15 protein-coding genes are annotated in these 18,444 nt (G+C 69.1%); 10 read left to right on the top strand and 5 right to left on the bottom strand.

What is annotated here, in order from left to right; translation table 11 throughout:
• Nucleotides 1-214 precede the first annotated feature (214 nt).
• From H0B56_RS20470 to H0B56_RS20450, 5 genes are all read left to right on the top strand, one after another.
• A complete protein-coding gene (locus tag H0B56_RS20470; protein ID WP_180894746.1) occupies nucleotides 215-1,294 on the top strand; it encodes a polymorphic toxin-type HINT domain-containing protein in 1,080 nt (359 codons plus the stop codon).
• A gap of 14 nt (nucleotides 1,295-1,308) precedes the next feature.
• Nucleotides 1,309-1,560: a MafI family immunity protein gene (locus H0B56_RS23715; RefSeq protein ID WP_141134757.1), complete on the top strand. Its 252-nt coding sequence runs from the start codon at nucleotides 1,309-1,311 to the stop codon at nucleotides 1,558-1,560.
• 667 nt (nucleotides 1,561-2,227) lie between these two features.
• Nucleotides 2,228-2,779, top strand: a complete 552-nt coding sequence (locus H0B56_RS20460; protein ID WP_180894745.1) for an RNA 2'-phosphotransferase — start codon at nucleotides 2,228-2,230, stop codon at nucleotides 2,777-2,779.
• A 93-nt stretch (nucleotides 2,780-2,872) separates the two neighbouring features.
• Nucleotides 2,873-3,496 carry a TetR/AcrR family transcriptional regulator gene (locus H0B56_RS20455; protein ID WP_180894744.1) on the top strand — a complete coding sequence of 208 codons (624 nt, stop codon included), beginning with the start codon at nucleotides 2,873-2,875 and terminating at the stop codon, nucleotides 3,494-3,496.
• A 144-nt stretch (nucleotides 3,497-3,640) separates the two neighbouring features.
• Entirely contained in the window at nucleotides 3,641-4,912 is a 1,272-nt protein-coding gene (locus tag H0B56_RS20450; protein ID WP_180894743.1) for an acyl-CoA dehydrogenase family protein, read from the top strand.
• Between the two features lie 18 nt (nucleotides 4,913-4,930).
• On the opposite strand, the gene H0B56_RS20445 is transcribed toward H0B56_RS20450, so the two are convergent.
• Nucleotides 4,931-6,298, bottom strand: a complete 1,368-nt coding sequence (locus H0B56_RS20445) for a DUF222 domain-containing protein (protein ID WP_180894742.1) — start codon at nucleotides 6,296-6,298, stop codon at nucleotides 4,931-4,933.
• Between the two features lie 178 nt (nucleotides 6,299-6,476).
• Between H0B56_RS20445 and H0B56_RS20440 the strand changes: the two genes are divergently transcribed.
• Nucleotides 6,477-7,250: a helical backbone metal receptor gene (locus H0B56_RS20440; protein ID WP_180894924.1), complete on the top strand. Its 774-nt coding sequence runs from the start codon at nucleotides 6,477-6,479 to the stop codon at nucleotides 7,248-7,250.
• A 4-nt stretch (nucleotides 7,251-7,254) separates the two neighbouring features.
• On the opposite strand, the gene pip is transcribed toward H0B56_RS20440, so the two are convergent.
• Complete coding sequence (gene pip, locus H0B56_RS20435) at nucleotides 7,255-8,232, bottom strand: prolyl aminopeptidase (protein WP_180894741.1); 978 nt, start codon at nucleotides 8,230-8,232, stop codon at nucleotides 7,255-7,257.
• A gap of 13 nt (nucleotides 8,233-8,245) precedes the next feature.
• A complete protein-coding gene (panB, locus tag H0B56_RS20430) occupies nucleotides 8,246-9,136 on the bottom strand; it encodes a 3-methyl-2-oxobutanoate hydroxymethyltransferase (protein WP_180894740.1) in 891 nt (296 codons plus the stop codon).
• 279 nt (nucleotides 9,137-9,415) lie between these two features.
• On the opposite strand from panB, the gene H0B56_RS20425 reads away from it, so the two are divergent.
• Both H0B56_RS20425 and H0B56_RS20420 read left to right on the top strand, forming a co-directional pair.
• Entirely contained in the window at nucleotides 9,416-9,643 is a 228-nt protein-coding gene (locus tag H0B56_RS20425; protein ID WP_180894739.1) for a hypothetical protein, read from the top strand.
• 3 nt (nucleotides 9,644-9,646) lie between these two features.
• Complete coding sequence (locus H0B56_RS20420) at nucleotides 9,647-10,624, top strand: hypothetical protein (protein ID WP_180894738.1); 978 nt, start codon at nucleotides 9,647-9,649, stop codon at nucleotides 10,622-10,624.
• 3 nt (nucleotides 10,625-10,627) lie between these two features.
• Here H0B56_RS20420 and H0B56_RS20415 read toward each other — a convergent pair whose 3' ends face one another.
• Both H0B56_RS20415 and secA2 read right to left on the bottom strand, forming a co-directional pair.
• A complete protein-coding gene (locus tag H0B56_RS20415; RefSeq protein ID WP_180894737.1) occupies nucleotides 10,628-12,355 on the bottom strand; it encodes an NAD+ synthase in 1,728 nt (575 codons plus the stop codon).
• 43 nt (nucleotides 12,356-12,398) lie between these two features.
• Nucleotides 12,399-14,753 (bottom strand): accessory Sec system translocase SecA2, encoded by a 2,355-nt coding sequence (gene secA2 / locus H0B56_RS20410; RefSeq protein WP_180894736.1) that lies wholly within the window; start codon nucleotides 14,751-14,753, stop codon nucleotides 12,399-12,401.
• Between the two features lie 124 nt (nucleotides 14,754-14,877).
• Between secA2 and H0B56_RS20405 the strand changes: the two genes are divergently transcribed.
• Both H0B56_RS20405 and H0B56_RS20400 read left to right on the top strand, forming a co-directional pair.
• A complete protein-coding gene (locus tag H0B56_RS20405; RefSeq protein ID WP_425484556.1) occupies nucleotides 14,878-16,476 on the top strand; it encodes an alpha/beta hydrolase in 1,599 nt (532 codons plus the stop codon).
• Nucleotides 16,477-16,680: 204 nt separating this feature from the next.
• Entirely contained in the window at nucleotides 16,681-18,024 is a 1,344-nt protein-coding gene (locus H0B56_RS20400; RefSeq protein WP_180894735.1) for a glutamine synthetase family protein, read from the top strand.
• Nucleotides 18,025-18,444: the final 420 nt, after the last annotated feature.

Genomic DNA, 18,444 nt, shown 5'->3' with positions numbered 1-18,444 from the left:
CGGTGCGGCTCGTGGCGTCGCGAGACGGGCTGTGGTGTCCGGGGCCGGTGGTGCGGTGTCGCGGGGCTCGTCGGCAGCCGCGCGGGCGGCGGCGGAGGCTGCCCGGGAAGCGGCTCGGTTGGCCGCGCGGCGGGCGCGTGTGAAGAGGGATGCGATGACGTACGCGTCGCGCCCGTCCACCTCGCCTCGGGTCTCGCCGAGTGTGCAGCGCCGGTTGGATCGGTTGAACGATCAGCCGGCGGTGGATCTGGGCACGCTGGGACGGGGTGCCGATGATGTGGCCTCCGGTGGTGATGCGGCGCGGTTCGTGCCGGAGCAGGTGGGTCGCGGGGGCAGTGGTGCTTCCGGCTTGACGTCTCCGGGGCCGCGCTCGTCGGGTGCGCCGTCGACGTCGCCGCCGCAACGGCCGGATACGGGTCTGCCGTCGAGCCGGGGGAGCAGTTCGGGCCGGTCGTGTGTGCCGAACAGCTTCGTGCCGGGTACCGAGGTGACCATGGCCGACGGGTCGACTCGGGCGATCGAGGAGGTCGAGCCGGGTGACCGAGTGGTCGCGGTGGATCCCGAGTCGGGTGAGCGGGGTGCCCGTGAGGTGATCGACACGATCACCGGTGATGGGCACAAGACGCTGGTTGAGGTCACTGTCACGACCGACGATGCGGGTGCCGGTGACGCTGGTGATGGTGGGTCCAGCAGTGTGGTGGCCACGGCCGGGCACCCGTTCTGGGTGGATGATCGGGGCCGGTGGGTTGATGCCGGTGATCTGGAGGCTGGTGACGAGCTGCGCACCAGCGGGGGCGAGCTGGTCGAGATCTCTGGTGTCGAGTCCACGCGGCGGGTGCAGCGGGTGCACAACCTGTCCGTCGACGGGATCCACACTTACCACGTCGCCCTCGACGCCGAAGCGGATCTCGATGCTGAGCTGGACCTGCTGGTTCACAACACCAACCCCGGATGCGGGCCCGATGACGAATACGTCAACCTGGCAAGCGACAGCCGTACCCGTCATATCTTGGACGGCGATGAGTTTGGCGGTGGGCACATGTCTCCGGGTAAGCCGGGTAAATCGATCTTCCCGCAAGACTGGTCACGAGAAAAGATCATGCACAATATTTCCGACGTTGCCACCGACCCTGCATCATCATGGCAGCAGCAGACTGGTGCGGTAGGTGCTAGGTTTACGAGGAAGGGAAAACCTGTCCGATTCGAGGTAGGTGGGCGTCGTGACGGTGTGAACATCGAAGTGATTGTTGAGCCAGACGGAGAAGGGATTGTAACGGGTTATCCAGTGTGGTGATGGAGGGTTGACCTATTAGCGAATATATAGCAGGACGGTTAAACTCTGTATTGATATCGCACGAAGGGTATTTGACTCAGAATGAGATTAGTTCTATAGCACGCCTACTTGATGCAGGCGAACTGGCTCTTGCGATGGAAACACTTTGTGACCAATTATATGAGCGGGATATTAAGGTTGACGCTGATACATGGAAGATCCTGGCAGAGGTGGGGGAGATAATGGGGCTCGATGAATCTGAGTGGCTTCCGTTAAAGCCAAAATAGTGTTCCGTGTCAGATATCTTTATAGAGAATCGAATATCTTGTCGACAGTATTAGTCCGGATGAAGTACGTGGGTCGACGTTCCAATTTTTGATCCATACTCAGGTGCCGGTCTCGAGTGCAGGCGGGGCGACTCGGGCAATCGAGGAGGTCGAGCCGGGTGATCGGGCGGTCGCGGACGATCCCGAGTCGAGTTGAGCGTTGATCCCGAAGGAGAGGGAATAATTACCGGATTTCCGATTCCGTAACGGAGACGTTTGTATGACAGAGGACGAGTTCTTCGTCGATCTCGGTCGATCTCGTCTTCTTCGGGCCGGTGGAACTGGAGCTGTCGCTGTCGCGTGATGCGATCGCGCTGCCGGGGCATCCTCGACGCGGTGCTCGCCGCGCGCGGCTGACCCCGCGTTGATTCAACCGGCGCGACGCTGCCCGGTTGCGGTGACCTGGCCGGCACGTGGCCGTATGTCGACGCGGACGTACGGAACGGACCGGATCGAGGAGCCCTGCCGAGCAGCCCGCACCAACGGGCTCGACGACCTGGCCGAACACACCTGGATACCAGCACGCTCGCGCTACTGTCGTGTCGCCGCGGCTACCGCTGGGGCGTGTGACGATGGGGATGCAGTCCCTGAGGAGGGAGCAGGCACCGCCGCGAGAGGGAGCGACCGGATGGGTACTCGCCGCATCGGGTTGAGCAAGGCCGTGTCCTGGGCGTTGCGGCACCGTCCGGATCAGCTGGGGCTGGAGCTCGACGCGGCCGGCTGGACATCGATCGACGCGCTGGTGGCGGAGCTGGCCCGCCATCACCGCTGGCGTGACCTGACGCGCGCGGAAGTCCGCGAGATGGTCGCGCATCAGACCAAGCAACGGTTCGAGATCGACGGGGACCGTATCCGCGCGCTCTACGGGCACAGCGTCGCTGGGCATATCGACAAAGAGCCCGCCGAGCCACCGGCCGTGCTCTACCACGGCACAAGTGCGCAGGCCGTGGCCGACATCTTGCGTCACGGGCTGCGGCCGATGCGGCGGCATTGCGTGCACCTGGCGACCGACCGGAACAGTGCCCGTCAGGTCGGCTGGCGCAAGAGTCCCGATGTCCGCGTCCTCGTCGTCGACGCGGCCGGCGCCTCCGCCGTCGGAGTCGGCTTCTACCTGGGAGCCGATCAGGTGTGGCTGGCCGACGAGATCCCGCCGCGCTTCCTCCGGTTCGACGAGTCGTGATCGGTGCCCGCCTGCCGGACCAGTATGTTCTGGGGCAGGGCTGCCCGTACGGGCACGGTAGGCGAACGCGGGTGAGGCGAAGGTGGTGTGACGATGGCGCGGCGGACCCAGGCGGAGCGGCGCGCGGCCACCCGCCTTGCGCTGATGGAGGCCACGGTCGCCTGCGTCGTGGAGTCCGGCTACGGCAACGTCACCTCCGGCCAGATAGCTTCCCGCGCCGGGGTCACGCGGGGTGCGCAGAACTACCACTTCGCCGGTAAGGCGGAGCTGGTGGCGGCCGCGCTCGAACACATGATGAACCAGCTCGTCGACGAGATCCGGGCCGATCCGCCCGGCGGTGACACCCCGACGGACCGGGCGGTCGCGCTGCTCGACCGCCTCTGGGCGTTGCACGACACGCCCGGTTTCAAGGCAGCCATGGAGATAGGCATCGCCAGCCGCACCGACGAGGAGCTGCGCGGCCACGTCGAGGACCTCAACCGCAAGGTGATCGGTGCGGTCGCCGAGGTCGTCGGCGAGGTCCTCCCCGAGGTGACGGGGCATCCGGACCTGGTTCCCGTGATGCTCACCGTGCTGGCGGCCGTGCGGGGGGTGGCCGTGGTCGGGCTGATCTCCTCAGAGGAGGCGGTCGAGTCCCTGTGGCAGACCGTGCGCGGCCAGCTCGTGCGGTACGTGTCCGCCTCGGTCGACAACGCGATCGCCGACGCCGTGAGCTGACTGGGCGAGTTGGCAGGACCACAGCGAGTCCGGTGACCTGCGTCACCGAAAAACAAACTAGCGTGAACGTAAGTTTTTGTTCTACGCTGCCTGTGCGACGGCGGTCACCAGCGTGCGCGCGGCTACCAGGCGAGGAGACGAATCATGATCGAGTGGTCCGAGACCGATGAGCTGATCAGGGAGTCCATCCGGGAGTTCATCGACAAGGAGATCCGCCCGCGCACCGACGAGCTGGAAAGCGGCGAGCTCCCGCCGTACGACATCATCCGCAAGCTGTTCGCGAGCTTCGGCGTCGGTGAGATCGCCAGGGAAGGCTTCGACCAGCTCATCGAGCACGAGAAGCGCAAGGCCGACACCGGCAGCGGCGCCGGGGGATCCACCTCAGGTTCCGGCGGGGGATCGGGGTTCACGCTCGCGGGCCAGGAGACCATGGCACTGATCGCGATCTCCGAGCTGGCTGGTGTCTCACTCGGGATCCTGGCCTCGGCTGGGGTGAGTCTCGGCTTGGCCGCGGGCACGATCATGTCCAAGGGCACGCTCGAGCAGAAGCAGCGCTGGGTGCCGGAGCTGCTGACCTTCGACAAGGTCGGTGCGTGGGCGATCACCGAACCCGAGGCGGGATCGGACGCCTTCGGGGGGATGACGACGACGGTGCGCCGGGACGGCGACGACTACATCCTCACCGGCCACAAGACGTTCATCACCAACGGCCCCTACGCCGACACCATCGTCGTCTACGCCAAGCTCGACACCGGGGACGGCACCCCGGTCCGGGACCGGAAGGTACTGACCTTCGTGCTCGACGCCGGCATGGACGGGCTGGAACGGTCCACACCGTTCAAGAAGATGGGCCTGGGTTCCTCGCCGACCGGTGAGCTGTCCTTCGACCACGTGCGGCTCGGTCGCGACCGGCTGCTCGGCGAGACCGAGGGAACCGCGAAGGACGAGAGCGCCGACTCCGGGCGGGAAAGCGCGCGGGCGAACTTCACCGCCGAACGTATCGGGGTCGCGGCCCTGTCGCTGGGCATCATCAACGAGTGCCACCGGCTGTGCGTGGACTACGCCGCCAGCCGGACCCTGTGGGGCCAGGAGATCGGGAGGCTCCAGCTCATCCAGGCCAAGCTTGCCGAGATGGAGATCGCGCGGCTCAACGTGCAGAACATGGTCTTCCGGACCGTGGAGAAGCTGCGCGCAGGCACGCTACCGAGCCTGGCGGAGGCCTCGGCGATGAAGCTGTACTCCTCCCGGGCCGCCACCGAAGTGGCGATGGAGGCCGTGCAGCTCTTCGGCGGCAACGGCTACATGACCGAGTACCGCGTCGAGCAGCTCGCCCGCGACGCCAAGGGGCTGATGATCTACGCGGGCAGCAACGAGGTCCAGACCACCCACATCGCCAAGGGCCTGCTCGGCCGGTAACCGGCAGGGTGCGCCGGATCAGAACGGCGGGTCGCCTGGCGGGTCGGTGCCGCTGGTTGTGCGGTCGGTGGGTGTGTCCGGTGGGATCGGTTCGGGTGGTGCTGCTGGGGTCCGGTCGTGGGTGTAGCACCGTCCGGTGGGGGTGGTGATGGTGCTGGTGCCGCTGGTGGGGTTGTGGTGGAGGGTCCAGTGGGGGTGGTCTTTCATGCGATGGTGCCATCGGCATTTGGCGCCGCCGTTGGTGTGGGCGGTGGTGCCGTGTTGGCCGCGTGCCCATCCGTGGAGGTGGTCGTAGTCGCTGTGGTGGGCGGGCCGGTGGCAGCCGGGTGTGGTGCATTCGGCGTCGCGCACGGCCACCAGGTCGCGGATGGCGGTGGTGGGCCGGTAGCGCTTGCGGCCGACGTCGAGGACCGCCCCGCTGGCGGGGTCGGTGAGCACCTTGCGCCACACGCTGTGCCGGCTGGCCAGGATCTGGCGGGCGATCGGGGCGGGCAGCGGCCCGTACCCGGAGAGCTCGCACCCGGTGTTCGACATGCCCAGCGCCGCATCGACCGGCATGTGCAGGAACACCGTCGCCGCCCCCTCCGGGGCGGCCACCTCGGGATCCTGCCCCAGCAGCAGGGTGGCGTGGAAGTCGGCCCGCAGCTGCTCCAGGGTGCGCGCGTCCCCGTGGTGGCGGGCGCGGTGGGCCATGGCGTCGATCCGCGCGTAGGCCGAGGCCGCCACCTCGGCAGGTAGGTCCGCCGCCAGGGTCGATAACCCGTCCTCGCCGGGTAGCAGTTCCACCTTCCGCCCCGCCCGCGCCTGCCGCGCACGCTCCGCCTGCCCGTCGGGATCAGCCTGTTCCACGAGGCGGCGGGCGGCGCGGGCCAGGTTGGCCGGATTCGTGGGGCTGACTCGCCCGTTTTCGAGTTTCTCGGCGAGCTGTGTGTCCACGTGGCGGGCCTGCTCGTCCTCCAGCGTGTCGGTCGCCTCGGTGATCCGCCCGGCGGCAGTCGCTTCGATCTGCCCGGCCTCCATCGCCTCTAGCAGCCGGGGCATGCGTTGGGTGAGTTGACGGGACCGGTGCAGCCGCAGCGCCGCCGTGTGCCGGGAGACGCGCAGTTCGAGCGCGGCCTCATCAGCCACATACCGATCCTGCCCCCGTAGCTGGTCGAGCCGGGCCAGCGCGTGCGCCTCGATCGCATCGGTATGCGCCCGGATCCGGCGCGCCGCCGCCAACGTCTCGATCACCTGCTCGGCACTCAACTCAGCGACCTGTTCGCCGGTGAAGGTGCGGCAGCGGATCTCGGCCTGCTCCTCCGGTGTGAACGCGACCGCAGGCGCCTGCCCGGCCGGGACGAACATCACCCCGGCCGGACCAACCACCTGCACGAACTCCGACACACCCCCAGCATATCGCACACACGTTCGATCACCCGCAGCGACACACCGACCACACACAAGCACCCGGGTCATCCACAATCCGGGCAGCGAGCACCGCACCCGTATATCGCGAGTCGCGTGACGATCACCGGCCGCGGACGACGGCAGGTGTACCGCATGACACGCTGGGTAGATGCACCTGATCGACGACCTCGGCGAAGAGGTTCCGCTGGACCGGGAACCGGGCAGGGTGGTCTCGCTCGTGCCCTCGCTGACCGAGGCCGTCGAGCGCACCGTTCCCGGCGTGCTTGTCGCCGCGACCGACTACTGCACACACCCGCCGTCACTGAACGTCGCACGGGTCGGCGGCTCCAAGTACCCCCGCGTGGACGACGTGCTCGGCCTGCGTCCCGACCTGGTGCTGGCGAACTCGGAGGAGAACCGGCCGGAGGATGTCGAGCGGTTGCGTGCCGACGGGATCCCGGTGTGGGTCACGGAGGCCCCGTCCACCGTGCTGACAGCGCTCGCCTCGCTGCGTCGCGTGCTCACCCAGGTGTTCCGGGTGTCCGAACCGGAATGGCTCGTCGCGGCCGAGCAGGCGTGGGCGCACCCGCGGACGCACCGGGCGACCGCGCTCGTCCCGGTGTGGCGCAAACCGTGGGTCGTACTCGGCCGGGACACCTTCGCCGGCGACGTCCTGCACCGGCTCGGCGTGTCGACCGTCTACTCCGCACACACGGATCGCTACCCGAGGCCGAAGCTGGACGAGCTGCGTGCGAAGTTCACCGACGGCAGCGCGGATCTGCTCGTGCTCCCGGACGAGCCGTACTACTTCACCGACGACGACGGCCCGGACTGGTTCCCCGGCGTGACCTACGTACTGGTCTCCGGGCGGTACCTGACCTGGTACGGACCATCGCTTGTGGATGCCCACGCGGAGCTGTCCGCGGCTCTGGACAGGGTGCTCGGCTGAGTCCTCACCCCGCTGCGAACCGGTCGGTGGCCTCGGCCAGCTGGGTGAGCACCCCCGGATCCCACAGCGAGTGGCCCGCGCCGTTGAGCAGCACCAGCTCGCAGCCCGGCCACGCCTTGTACAGCTCGTAGGCCGTCGTCGGCGGGCACACCGCGTCGTACCGCCCCTGCACGAGCACCCCGGGAACCCCGGCGAGCTTGCCGGCGTCCCGGATCAGCTGCCCCTCGTCCAGCCACGCCCGGTGCGCGAAGTAGTGCAGCGCGATCCGCGCGAACGGCACGGCCGTGGCCGGGTCGGCGAACTCCGCCCGCGCGGCGGGCGACGGCACCAGCGCGGAGAGCGCGGCCTCCCACTCGCTCCAGGACACCGCCGCGTTCCGCGCCACGTCGGGATCGGGGTCGGTGACGAGCCTGGCGTAGGCGGCGAGCGGGTCGTGCCGCTCACCATCCGGGACGGGGGACAGGAACGCTTCCCAGTCGTCCGGGAACAGGTGGGCCGCACCGCCCCGGTACAGCCAGTCGAGCTCGGAGTCGCGAGCGGTGAACACCCCGCGCAGCACGATCCCGCTCACCCGCTGCGGATGGGTCTCGGCGTAGGCCAGGCCCAGTGCCGACCCCCAGGACCACCCGAAAACCAGCCATCGCTCGATGCCCAGGTGCTCGCGCAGCCGTTCCATATCCGCCACCAGGTGCCAGGTGGTGTTGCCGGCCAGGCCGCCGGTGCTCGAACCGACCTCGGGCGTGCTGCGCCCGCAGCCACGCTGGTCGAACAGCACGATCCGGTACGCATCGGGGTCGAAAAGCTGCCGCGAGACCGGTGCGCTGCCGGTCCCCGGCCCGCCGTGCACCACCACGACGGGCCTGCCGTGCGGGTTCCCGCTGACCTCCCAGTACACGGTGTGCCCGTCACCGGTATCCAGCGAGCCCCGCAGGTGCGGCCGGATCGGCGGGTAGAGGCCGTCCCGCCGGTCCCGCCCGGTCACGCGGCCACTCACCTCAGTGGAACGACTGCTCGGGGGCGGGGAACTCACCCCTGCGGACCTCGTCGGCGAAGGACGCGGCCGCCGAGGACAGCACGCCCGCGACGTCGGCGTAACGCTTGACGAAGCGCGGCGCCTTACCCCGGCGCAACCCCGCCATGTCCTGCCATACCAGGACCTGCGCGTCGCAGTGCGGCCCCGCGCCGATGCCGATCGTCGGGATCGCCAGCTCGTGCGTCACGCGCTTGGCAGCCTCCGCGGGCACCATCTCCATCACCACCGCGAAGGCGCCCGCCTCCTGCAGGGCCAGCGCGTCGGCCAGCATCGTCTCCCCGGACTCGCCGCGGCCCTGGACCCGGTAGCCGCCGAGGTTGTGCTCGCTTTGCGGGGTGAAACCGATATGCCCCATGACCGGGATTCCGGCGGAGGTCAGCGCCTCGACGTGCGGGACGAAGTCCCGCCCGCCCTCCAGCTTGACCGCGTGGGCGCGACCTTCCTTCATGAACCGCACCGCCGTGCCCATCGCCTGCTCGACGGAGAGCTGGTACGAGCCGAACGGCAGGTCGGCCACCACAAGCGCGTGCGTGGTCGAGCGGGTCACGGCCCGCACGAGCGGCAGCATCTCGTCGACGTCGACGGGCAGCGAGGTGTCGTAGCCGAACACGTTGTTGGCGGCGGAGTCGCCGACGAGCAGCACAGGGATACCCGCCTCGTCGAACAGCTCGGCGGTGTACATGTCGTACGCGGTGAGCATCGGCCACGGCTCACCGCGGTCCTTGTACTCACGCAGGTGGTGGACACGGACCCGCTTGCGGGGCGAGTCGGGTGTGGATCCGGCCCCCGTGCCGTACGGGGCGGGGGTCTCGGTCGATCCGTCTGGAGCGGGAGTCGAGTTGTCCGCGGACATCGGCGTCAACCGTCCTTTCCTCGAGGCCCGTCAGCGGGTCCCCGGGCTTGGCGCGGATGGTGTACCTCCCAAGCCTGGCACCGCGGTGGCGGCGGGGACAGGCGGATGGGACGCGAGTCACACGGACCCGGCCGGCAGGGCCGTCACCTGGCAGGACGGCGGTACACGATCCGGCGGCGCGCGGTGACCCGCGGCGTGGACGGCGGCACACAACGGGCGTTGCGGGTTAGGGTCTGCGTGACCGCACGACCGGCGCGAAATGGCACAACGAGGTGCATCATGAGCGACAGCAGGACCACGGGGAGTGCCAGGGAGGTGCTTCGCGGCTGGCTCGGGGACCAGCCGTCGATCGACTCCCTGTCCGACGAGCAGGCCGAGCGGCTGCACGAGGAGCTGCGCAAGGCGAACCGCAGGCACGCCGAGAAGTTGCGGTCGGTCGCCGAGGAGTCCCTGTCCCACATCCCGGCGCTGCTGCGACCGGGCGTGCGCAAGATCCTCGGAGTGTGAGTCATGAGCCAGGACCTGGCCACCCGGGCGGAACTGACCAAGCTCGCCCGCGCGCTGGACACCACAGAGGACTGTGTGGCGTTCCTCGGCTCGCTCGAGGCAGCCGAGATCCACGAGCTGCGCGAGGCAGCCAGCGCGGCGATGCACGACCGGCACCGCGAGCTGTACCAGAGCATCGCGAAGGCGAGCACGCTGCTGCCGCCCGCGTTGTGCGTGCGGATCGCCGAGCGCGCGTTCCCGCCCATGATCACGTCGAAGGTCGCCGCGGAGATCGGCACCGATCGGGTCGGCGAGTTCGCCAAGCGGCTGTCGGTCGGCTACATGGCCGATGTGTGCGTCAGCATCGACCCGCGCAAGGTCCGGGAGCTGATCAGCCAGGTGCCGGTGGAACGGGCCACCGAGGTCGCTCGGGAACTGGTGGACCGAGAGGAGTACGTCACGCTCGGCAGGATGATCGACGCGGCGACGGAGCGGCTGGTGCGGGCCGCCGTCGCGGTGATCACCTCCGATGTGGCGCTGCTGTGGATCGCGTTCTACGCCGAGTCCGAGGCACACCTGACCAGCGCGGTCCGGGCGCTGCCCGCCGAGCGGATACGCAGTGTCGTGCACACCGCCCTGACCGGTACCGCCGAGCTGCACGCCGCCGGGCTGGCGCTGATCGCGCGGGTGGACGACGCCGAGCTGCGCGGCACGCTCGCCGGGCACGCGGCGGAGGTTCCTGCCGAGGCGCTGGACGGGCTGCTGCGCACCGTGGTGCGGGACGGCTTCGAACCCGAGCTGCTCACCGTGCTGGCCAGCATGCCGGAGGATGCCCTGCGGCGGCTGGCGGCACGCGATGCCCTTACCGACCGGGACACGCTGCTCGCGCTGGCACGCGCGGCCGAGAGGGGCGGGCATACCGAACGGCTGCGCCCGCTGCTCGAGTACGCCGGACCCGAGCTGCGTGCCACCCTGACCGAGGCCGGGTTCGACCTGGGGTGAGCCCTAGTGCACCTCGCGCCACGCGTTGGTGATCGGTAACCGGCGATCGCGCCCGAAGGCCTTGAAGGTGATCTTCGTGCCCGGCGGGTACTGGCGGCGCTTGTACTCGGCCGTGTCGACCATGCGCACCACGCGGTCGATGGTGGCGGGGTCGAAGCCCGCGGCGAGCAGCTCGGCGAAGCCGCGGTCACCCTCCACGTAATCGTCCAGGATGTCGTCGAGCACGGCGTAGTCCGGTAGCGAGTCGGTGTCGACCTGCCCGGGACGCAGCTCCGCGGAGGGCTCCTTGGTGATGGAGCCCTCCGGGATGGGCGGGGTCTCACCGCGCTTGTCGGCCTCGGTGTTGCGCCAGCGCGCCAGGTTCCACACCTGCGTCTTGAACACGTCCTTGATCGGCGCGAACGCGCCGACCGAGTCGCCGTACAGGGTGGAGTAGCCCACGGCGATCTCCGTCTTGTTGCCGGGCGCCAGCACCAGGTGCCCCTCGGCGTTGGACAGCGCCATCAGCAGCACACCACGCACCCGGGCCTGCACGTTCTCCTCGGCCAACCCGGTGAGCCCGAGCTTGCCGACATAGCCCGCCACGAGCTCGCCGACCGGTTCGGTACGGAAGTGGCAGCCCAGCCTGCGTGCCAGCTCGGCCGCGTCGGTCCTGGAGTGCTCCGAGGAGTACTGCGAGGGCATGGACACGCCGTGCACGGCGTCCGGCCCGAGCGCGTCGGCGGCGAGGGCGGCGGTCACCGACGAGTCGATACCGCCGGAGAAGCCGAAGATGACCGAACGGAAGCCGTTCTTGTGCACGTAGTCCCGCAGCCCGAGCACCAGTGCGGACCAGACCTCGGCCTCGTCGGACAGCGGCTCGCGGATCTCCGGGGCACGGAGCGGTTCGTAACCGGGCACGGCCTCGTCGGAGAGCACGGTTCTGCGCACCTCGAGGCCGGAGAAGGTGCCCGCGGCCGCTCCGGTGACCGGCTCCGTCGAGGCCGGCTCGAGGTCGGTGACCAGGAGGTGCTCGACGAACTGGGGGGCACGTGCCAGCAGGGCACCGGATCGGTCGACGACGAAGGAGTCCCCGTCGAAGACGAGATCGTCCTGGCCGCCGACCTGGTTGCAGTACGCCACCGGCACGCCTGCCTCACGTGCCCGCTCGGCGACGACGGGCAGGCGGATGTCGTCCTTGGACCGCTCGTACGGGGAGGCGTTCGGCGCCACGATCAGATCGACCCCGGACCGGGCGAGCGCGCTGACCGGGCCGCCGTCCTGCCAGAGGTCCTCGCAGACCACGACCCCGATGTCCACCCCGTGCAGCCGGAGCACGTCGAGCGTCTCGCCGGGCCGGAAGTGCCGCCGCTCGTCGAAGACACCGTAGTTGGGCAGGTGATGCTTGGCCTGCCGGGCGACGACCTCACCCCGGTACAGCGCGGCGACCGAGTTGCGCGGGCCTGCCTCGTCGGCATCCAGGTAGCCGACGTAGGTGAGGACGTCACCGCACCCTGCCTCGGCGAGGCGCCCGGCGAGCCGGTCGACGGCGTGCCGGCACGCGTCCACGAAGGTCGGCCGCAGCGCCAGATCCTCCACCGGATACCCCGTCAGGGTCATCTCGCTGAACACCGTGACGTGCGCCCCGGCATCGGCGGCCGCGCGCGTCCACTCCACGATGAGCCCGGCGTTGCCGTCCAGATCCCCGAGCGTGGGGTTCACCTGGGCGAGTGCGGTGCGCAGTTGAGCCATACCGCCATTGTCGCGCACGGGTGCCCGGTCCCGGCCGGGCTCCTCAGCCGCGCCGCTTGCGCAACGTGCCCCGCACCTTCTTCAGGGCCTGCTCCGCGTCGGAGTCGAACGGGTTGTCGTGCACCACGTAGGTCCACGTCGACGTCGGCCTGCGCACCCCGGCCCCGGCCAGGTCGGCCCCGCCCTCGTCCACCGTGATCTCGGAGAACGTCGCCTCGGCCAGCCGCTCGGCCTCCGGATAGATCGCGTGGAACTCGGGTATCGCCGCACGGTGGAACTCGTCGATGGGTGTCTCCCTGCCGAGCGCGCGCAGATGGATGCTCTCCCGCACGTCCGCGAGCACGGCCAGGTGCTGCGACCACAGCTCGTCCAGATGGAACAGCAGGATCTCCCGGCATATCCGGGCACGCTCGGTCTCGTCCACCACCGCGTCCAGCTCGGCGAACCGCTGCGGGCATCGCGACCTCAGCAGCTCGACCGCGCGCTCGCCGCGCAGCACCTCCTCCCGGTAGCCGAGCAGGTCGTCGCGCTGCCGCTCGATCAGCCGCGTGTAGCGCCAGGTGTTGCGGTGAATCTCCAGGTTCGCGGCCTCGGTGACGCGCTGCGCGTGGTCGATGTGCCTGCTGATCGCGGGGCTGGTGACCTCCCCGTTGTCGTCGGTCGGTGGGTCGCCGGGCACATCGGGGGCGCCGGCGAGTACCACCTCGTCGTTGAGGCTGGCGAAGAAGATCGACCCGCCGGGGTCGCCCTGCCTGCCCGCGCGACCGCGTAGCTGGTCGTCCAGGCGGCTGCTGCGATACCGGGCCGTACCGATCACGTAGAGGCCGCCCAGCTCGACGACCTGCTCGTAGTCTTCGGTGGTGCCGTGGCTTCCGCCGAGCTTGATGTCGGTGCCGCGACCGGCCATCTGGGTGGACACGGTGATCGCGCCCTTCGTGCCGGCCTCGGCGATGATCTCGGCCTCCTCGGCGTCGTTGCGGGCGTTGAGCACCACGCAGTCCAACCCGGCCCTGGCGAGCTTGCCTGCCAACTCCTCCGACTCGGCGACGTCCTGGGTGCCGATCAGGACCGGCCTGCCCCCGGCATGGATCCGCTGTACCTCGGCGACCACGGCGCGGAACTTGTCGGCCTGGGTGGCGAAGACCCGGTCGGCGGCGTCGACCCGGATATTGGATTCGTTCGGGGGGATGACCGCGATCTCGAGTTTGTAGAACTCGCGCAGGGTCTCCGCCACGGCGACCGCTGTCCCGGTCATGCCCGAGACAGTGGGGTAGCGCGCGAGCATCCCCTGCACCGTGACGGAGTCGAGGATCTCGCCCTGGTCCGACGGGGGGACCCCTTCCTTGGCCTCCACCGCCGTCTGCAGCCCGTCCGGCCAGCGCTGCAGCTCTGCGACCCTGCCCCGCGAGGTATTGATGAGCTGCACCTTGTCGTCCCGCACGAGGTAGTCGACGTCGCGGGTGAGCAGCACGTGGGCGTGCAGCGCGACGTTGATCGCCGCCAGCCGTCGCGTCCCGGAGTCCGAGTAGAGGTCGATCCCGCCGAGGGTCTTCTCGACGACGGACGACCCCGCAGGGGTCAGCCACGCGTTACGGCCGTCGGCGTCGGTCTCGTAGTGCAGCCCCGGCCGCAGCCGCGACACGATGCGCGCCGCCTCGGTGTCCGGTGCGCCCGAGGCCACCGAGCCCGCCATGACGAGGGGAATGCGTGCCTCGTCCACCAGCACCGAGTCCGCCTCGTCCACCACGGCGACATCGGGGGCGCGCTGCACCACATCGGCCGTCGATGTCGCGAGCCGGTCGCGGAGCAGGTCGAACCCGATCTCGCTGACCGAGCCGTAGGTCACCTCGCAGCCGTAGGCCCGCGCGCGCTCGGTCCTGCCGTGCCCCGGCTCGACCCAGTCCACGGACACACCGAAGAGATCGAGCACCGGGCGCATCCATCGCGCGTCCCGGCGCGCGAGGTAGTCGTTGACCGAGATGACGTGCACGTGCCTGCCGCGCAGCGCGTGACCGGCCGCTGCGATGGCACCCGCGAGCGTCTTGCCCTCGCCGGTGGCCATCTGGATCACCCGTCCCGTCAGCAGCCCCATCACGCCGAGCAGCTGGACGTCGAACGCCCGCTCACCGAGCGCGCGCCTGCCTGCTTCCCTGCCGATCGCGCAGATCTCGACGAGCTGCTCGTCGGTGGGCGTTGGCCGCGCGTCGTCGCTGCCGCGGAGCGCGGCGGCGGCGTCGGTCAGCCCGGCGTCGGTCAGCTCGCGCAGGTCGGGCTCACGCGCGCCGACGGCGGGTAGCAGTGCCTCGTACCGCGTGAGGTCGACGCTGGCCGGTCGGTCCACGAGCCTGCGCAACAGCCGCCTGCTACGGGTGAGCAGGGATGCCTGCTTCTGTGTCATCCGCTTCATTCTCCGTCTGCTCGGGCACCGGGCACGATCGCGTGGTGCGCGCTGACCTGCCTCTCCGGCACGGGTCGGGGCGTGCGTGTGCGGCCGCACACACCGACCATGGCATCATCACCGTGTGCGCCAAGTATTCCGTGTCCCGTTCGCGTTGCTCCTCCTCGGTGCGTTGCTCGGTGGATGTACCTCCGATGATCCCGAAGATGCCCCGGAACTACCGGTGACCGAAACGCACGGACCGACCGGTCAGGTTCCCGACGGGCTCGACGAGTACTACGGGCAGGGCATTACCTGGGAAGAGTGCGGGCCGTACGCCACGTCCGAGATGGCCGAGCGGATGCTCAACGACCCCGACGCGCAGTGCGCCAGGATCGACGTTCCGCTCGACTACTCCGAGCCGGACGGCGAGACGATCTCCATCGGAGTCTCCCGTATTCCCGCGTCGAACCAGGAGGAGCGGATCGGCTCGCTGGTTTTCAATCCGGGCGGTCCCGGCGCGGCCGGGATGGGGCAGGCGGTGCACACCGCGAACCGGCTTTCCGGCACCGAGCTCACCGAGCGTTTCGACATCGTCGGGTTCGACCCGCGCGGCGTCGGGGCGAGCGAACCCCAGGTCGAGTGCCTCACCGACGAGGAGCGTGACGAGAAGCGCGCCGACGACCACGAGTTCGACGGCTCGCCGGAGGCGGTGCGCGAGGCGGAGGAGCTGGCGAGGGAGTTCGCCGAGAAGTGCGTCGAGCGCACCGAGTACGGCGAGGACATGCTGGCCAACATCGGCACGCGCGACGTCGTGCGGGATATCGACGTGCTGCGGTCGGTACTCGGGGACGAGAAGCTGACCTACCTGGGGTACTCGTACGGAACGCGCATCGGCTACAGCTACGCGGAGGCGTTCGGCGACAACGTGCGCGCCCTGCTGCTGGACGGCGCGCTCGACCCCGAGCAGGAGCTGGTCGACTCCCTCATCGCGCAGGGCGAGGGCTTCGGGCAGGCATTCGAGGAGTTCGCGGAGTGGTGTACCGGCCGGGAGGACTGCCCGCTCGGCGACGACCCGGACGAGGCGACCGAGGAGTACCAGGACCTCGTGCAGCCGCTCGTGGACAACGGGGTCGAGCTCGAGGACGGCCGCGAGCTGTCGTTCGGTGACGCTACAACGGCCACCGTGCAGGCGCTCTACAGTCAGGATCTCTGGGAGCCGCTCAAATCGGGGCTGTCCCAGCTCCAGCGGCAGCGGGGTGAGCAGCTGATGATGCTTGCCGATATGTACAACGAGCGGCAGTCCGACGGCTCGTACACCACGACCCAGGACGCGTTCGAGGCGATCCGGTGCGTCGACGATCCCCGGGTGACCGACCGCGAGAAGATCGAGGAGGCTCAGGAGGAGTACTCGGAGGTGGCGCCGTTCCTCGACAGCGGGCGACCGACGCCCGCCGCGCGGGGTGTATGCGCGTTCTGGCCGGTCCCCAACACTTCCGAGCCCCGCTTGCCGGATGTGGAGGGGGCGCCACCCGCTCTGGTGATCTCCACCACGCAGGATCCGTCGACGCCCTACGAGGCCGGTGTGCAGCTGGCCGAGGCGATGAACGGGACGCTGCTGACGTTCGAGGGCACCCAGCACACCGTGTTCGGGCAGGGCAACGACTGCGTGGACAGCGCGGGCATCGCCTACCTGGTGCATGGTGAGCTGCCGGAGGACGGCACCACCTGCGGGACGCAGTGACCCGGCCGACCCGACCGCTGCGCGGGAACGTGTGGTAGACGTCTCAGAACCGCCGGCGCAGCCGGGCAGCGGGGCGTGGTGAGCAGGGCAGCGGATACCGGCGCGGGCGGGAGTACGGCGGACGGGTCACGAGCGCGGCGGATTCCGGCCCCGGCGCGGGCATGTCACCTGCCACCCGGCCGGTCCGGCGGATAGTCTGTGGCCATGGATCGCCAGCAAGAGTTCGTGCTGCGCACGCTCGAGGAACGGGACATTCGATTCGTCCGCCTGTGGTTCACCGACGTCCTCGGTTTTCTCAAGTCCGTCGCGATCGCCCCCGCCGAGCTGGAGGGGGCGTTCAACGAGGGCATCGGGTTCGACGGCTCGGCCATCGAAGGCTTCGCCAGGGTGTACGAGTCCGACATGGTCGCCAAACCCGATCCCGCGACGTTCCAGGTCCTGCCCTGGGAGACCCTGGAAGGAGGGCACTACTCGGCGCGGATGTTCTGTGATCTCGCGATGCCGGACGGCTCGCCGTCCTGGGCCGATCCGCGGCACGTGCTGCGGCGCCAGCTGTCCAGGATCGCCGAGGCGGGGTTCACCTGCTACGTCCACCCCGAGATCGAGTTCTTTCTGCTGTCGTCCATGCCCGACGACGGGTCCCCGCCCGAGCCCGCCGACAACGGCGGGTACTTCGACCAGGCCAGTCACGCGCGCGCGACACACTTCCGCAGGCACGCCATCGAGACGCTCGAGGCGATGGGGATCTCGGTCGAGTTCAGCCACCACGAGGGCGCTCCAGGGCAGCAGGAGATCGACCTGCGTTACGCGGACGCGATGAGCATGGCCGACAACGTGATGACCTTCCGCTACGTGGTCAAGGAGGTCGCGCTGACGCAGAACGTGTGTGCCACGTTCATGCCGAAGCCGTTCACCGACCAACCGGGTTCCGGCATGCATACCCACGTCAGCCTGTTCGAAGGTGATCAGAACGCGTTCTACGACCCGGAGGACCCCGACGAGCTGTCGCCGACCGGCAAGGCGTTCGTCGCGGGCCTGCTCACCCACGCGCGCGAGATCTCGGCGGTGACGAACCAGTGGGTGAACTCCTACAAGCGCCTCGGCGGTGGTGGGGAGGCGCCGCCCGCGGTGTCGTGGGGCCGGGCCAACCGGTCCGCGCTGGTGCGGGTCCCCATGTACTCGCCGGGTAAGGCCTCCTCCCGGCGGGTCGAGATCCGGAGCCTGGACTCGGCGTGCAACCCGTATCTGGCGTACTCGGTGATACTCGCCGCGGGGCTGAAGGGTGTGACCGAGGGGTACGAGCTGCCGCCCGCGGCCGAGGACGACATCTGGGCTCTTTCGGACGCCGAGCGTAAGGCCGCAGGCTATGCGGAGCTGCCACAGAACCTTGGCGAGGCACTCGGCGAGATGGAACGGTCCGAGCTGCTCCCCGAGGCGCTCGGCGAGCACGTGTACGACTTCTTCCTGCGGAACAAGCGGGTGGAGTGGGACAGCTACCGGCGCGAGGTTACGCCGTACGAGCTCCGGACCCTGCTCCCGGTCGTCTGACCAGGGGATACCCGGAGAACGCACCCCCGGTGATCAGCATCCTCGGCGGCCGTGTAGTGTTCTCATTTGTCGCCAGGAACGCCAGGCCGACGGGGAAATTCGAAGAAGGACCCCCCGGGAAAGGCACCAGGGACCTGCTGATAGAGTTGATCTTGAAAGCAGAGAACAGCCGGGACGGGCGGTGTTGACACCGCGAAACGGACCGGGTAAAGTACTGCGACGGCCCTGAAGTTGAGCCGGTACCCGCACGAAACCTTCTCGACGAGAGATTGTTTCGGGGCCGACGCTTCTCTGGGAGATAATTAGGGAGTTTTTCTCCGGGATCGTACGCGCTTCTCGGAAAGACGCTCTGGTGTGTTGTTTGAGAACTCAACAGTGTGCTTGTGTTTGCTCTAAGTTTTTTGAGCTAGTGTGTGCTTG

The organism is Haloechinothrix aidingensis, from assembly GCF_013450155.1.
GTDB classification, from domain to species: Bacteria; Actinomycetota; Actinomycetes; order Mycobacteriales; family Pseudonocardiaceae; genus Haloechinothrix; species Haloechinothrix aidingensis.
This window is presented reverse-complemented; position numbering and strand designations above follow the sequence as displayed.

What these genes read in the sequence shown, in the direction of transcription:
- H0B56_RS20460 (WP_180894745.1), top strand. Translation starts at nt 2,228, where the DNA reads ATGGGTACTCGCCGCATCGGGTTGAGCAAGGCCGTGTCCTGGGCGTTG.
- H0B56_RS20455 (WP_180894744.1), top strand. Translation starts at nt 2,873, where the DNA reads ATGGCGCGGCGGACCCAGGCGGAGCGGCGCGCGGCCACCCGCCTTGCG.
- H0B56_RS20450 (WP_180894743.1), top strand. Translation starts at nt 3,641, where the DNA reads ATGATCGAGTGGTCCGAGACCGATGAGCTGATCAGGGAGTCCATCCGG.
- panB (WP_180894740.1), bottom strand. Translation starts at nt 9,136, where the DNA reads ATGTCCGCGGACAACTCGACTCCCGCTCCAGACGGATCGACCGAGACC.
- H0B56_RS20425 (WP_180894739.1), top strand. Translation starts at nt 9,416, where the DNA reads ATGAGCGACAGCAGGACCACGGGGAGTGCCAGGGAGGTGCTTCGCGGC.
- H0B56_RS20420 (WP_180894738.1), top strand. Translation starts at nt 9,647, where the DNA reads ATGAGCCAGGACCTGGCCACCCGGGCGGAACTGACCAAGCTCGCCCGC.
- H0B56_RS20415 (WP_180894737.1), bottom strand. Translation starts at nt 12,355, where the DNA reads ATGGCTCAACTGCGCACCGCACTCGCCCAGGTGAACCCCACGCTCGGG.
- secA2 (WP_180894736.1), bottom strand. Translation starts at nt 14,753, where the DNA reads ATGACACAGAAGCAGGCATCCCTGCTCACCCGTAGCAGGCGGCTGTTG.
- H0B56_RS20400 (WP_180894735.1), top strand. Translation starts at nt 16,681, where the DNA reads ATGGATCGCCAGCAAGAGTTCGTGCTGCGCACGCTCGAGGAACGGGAC.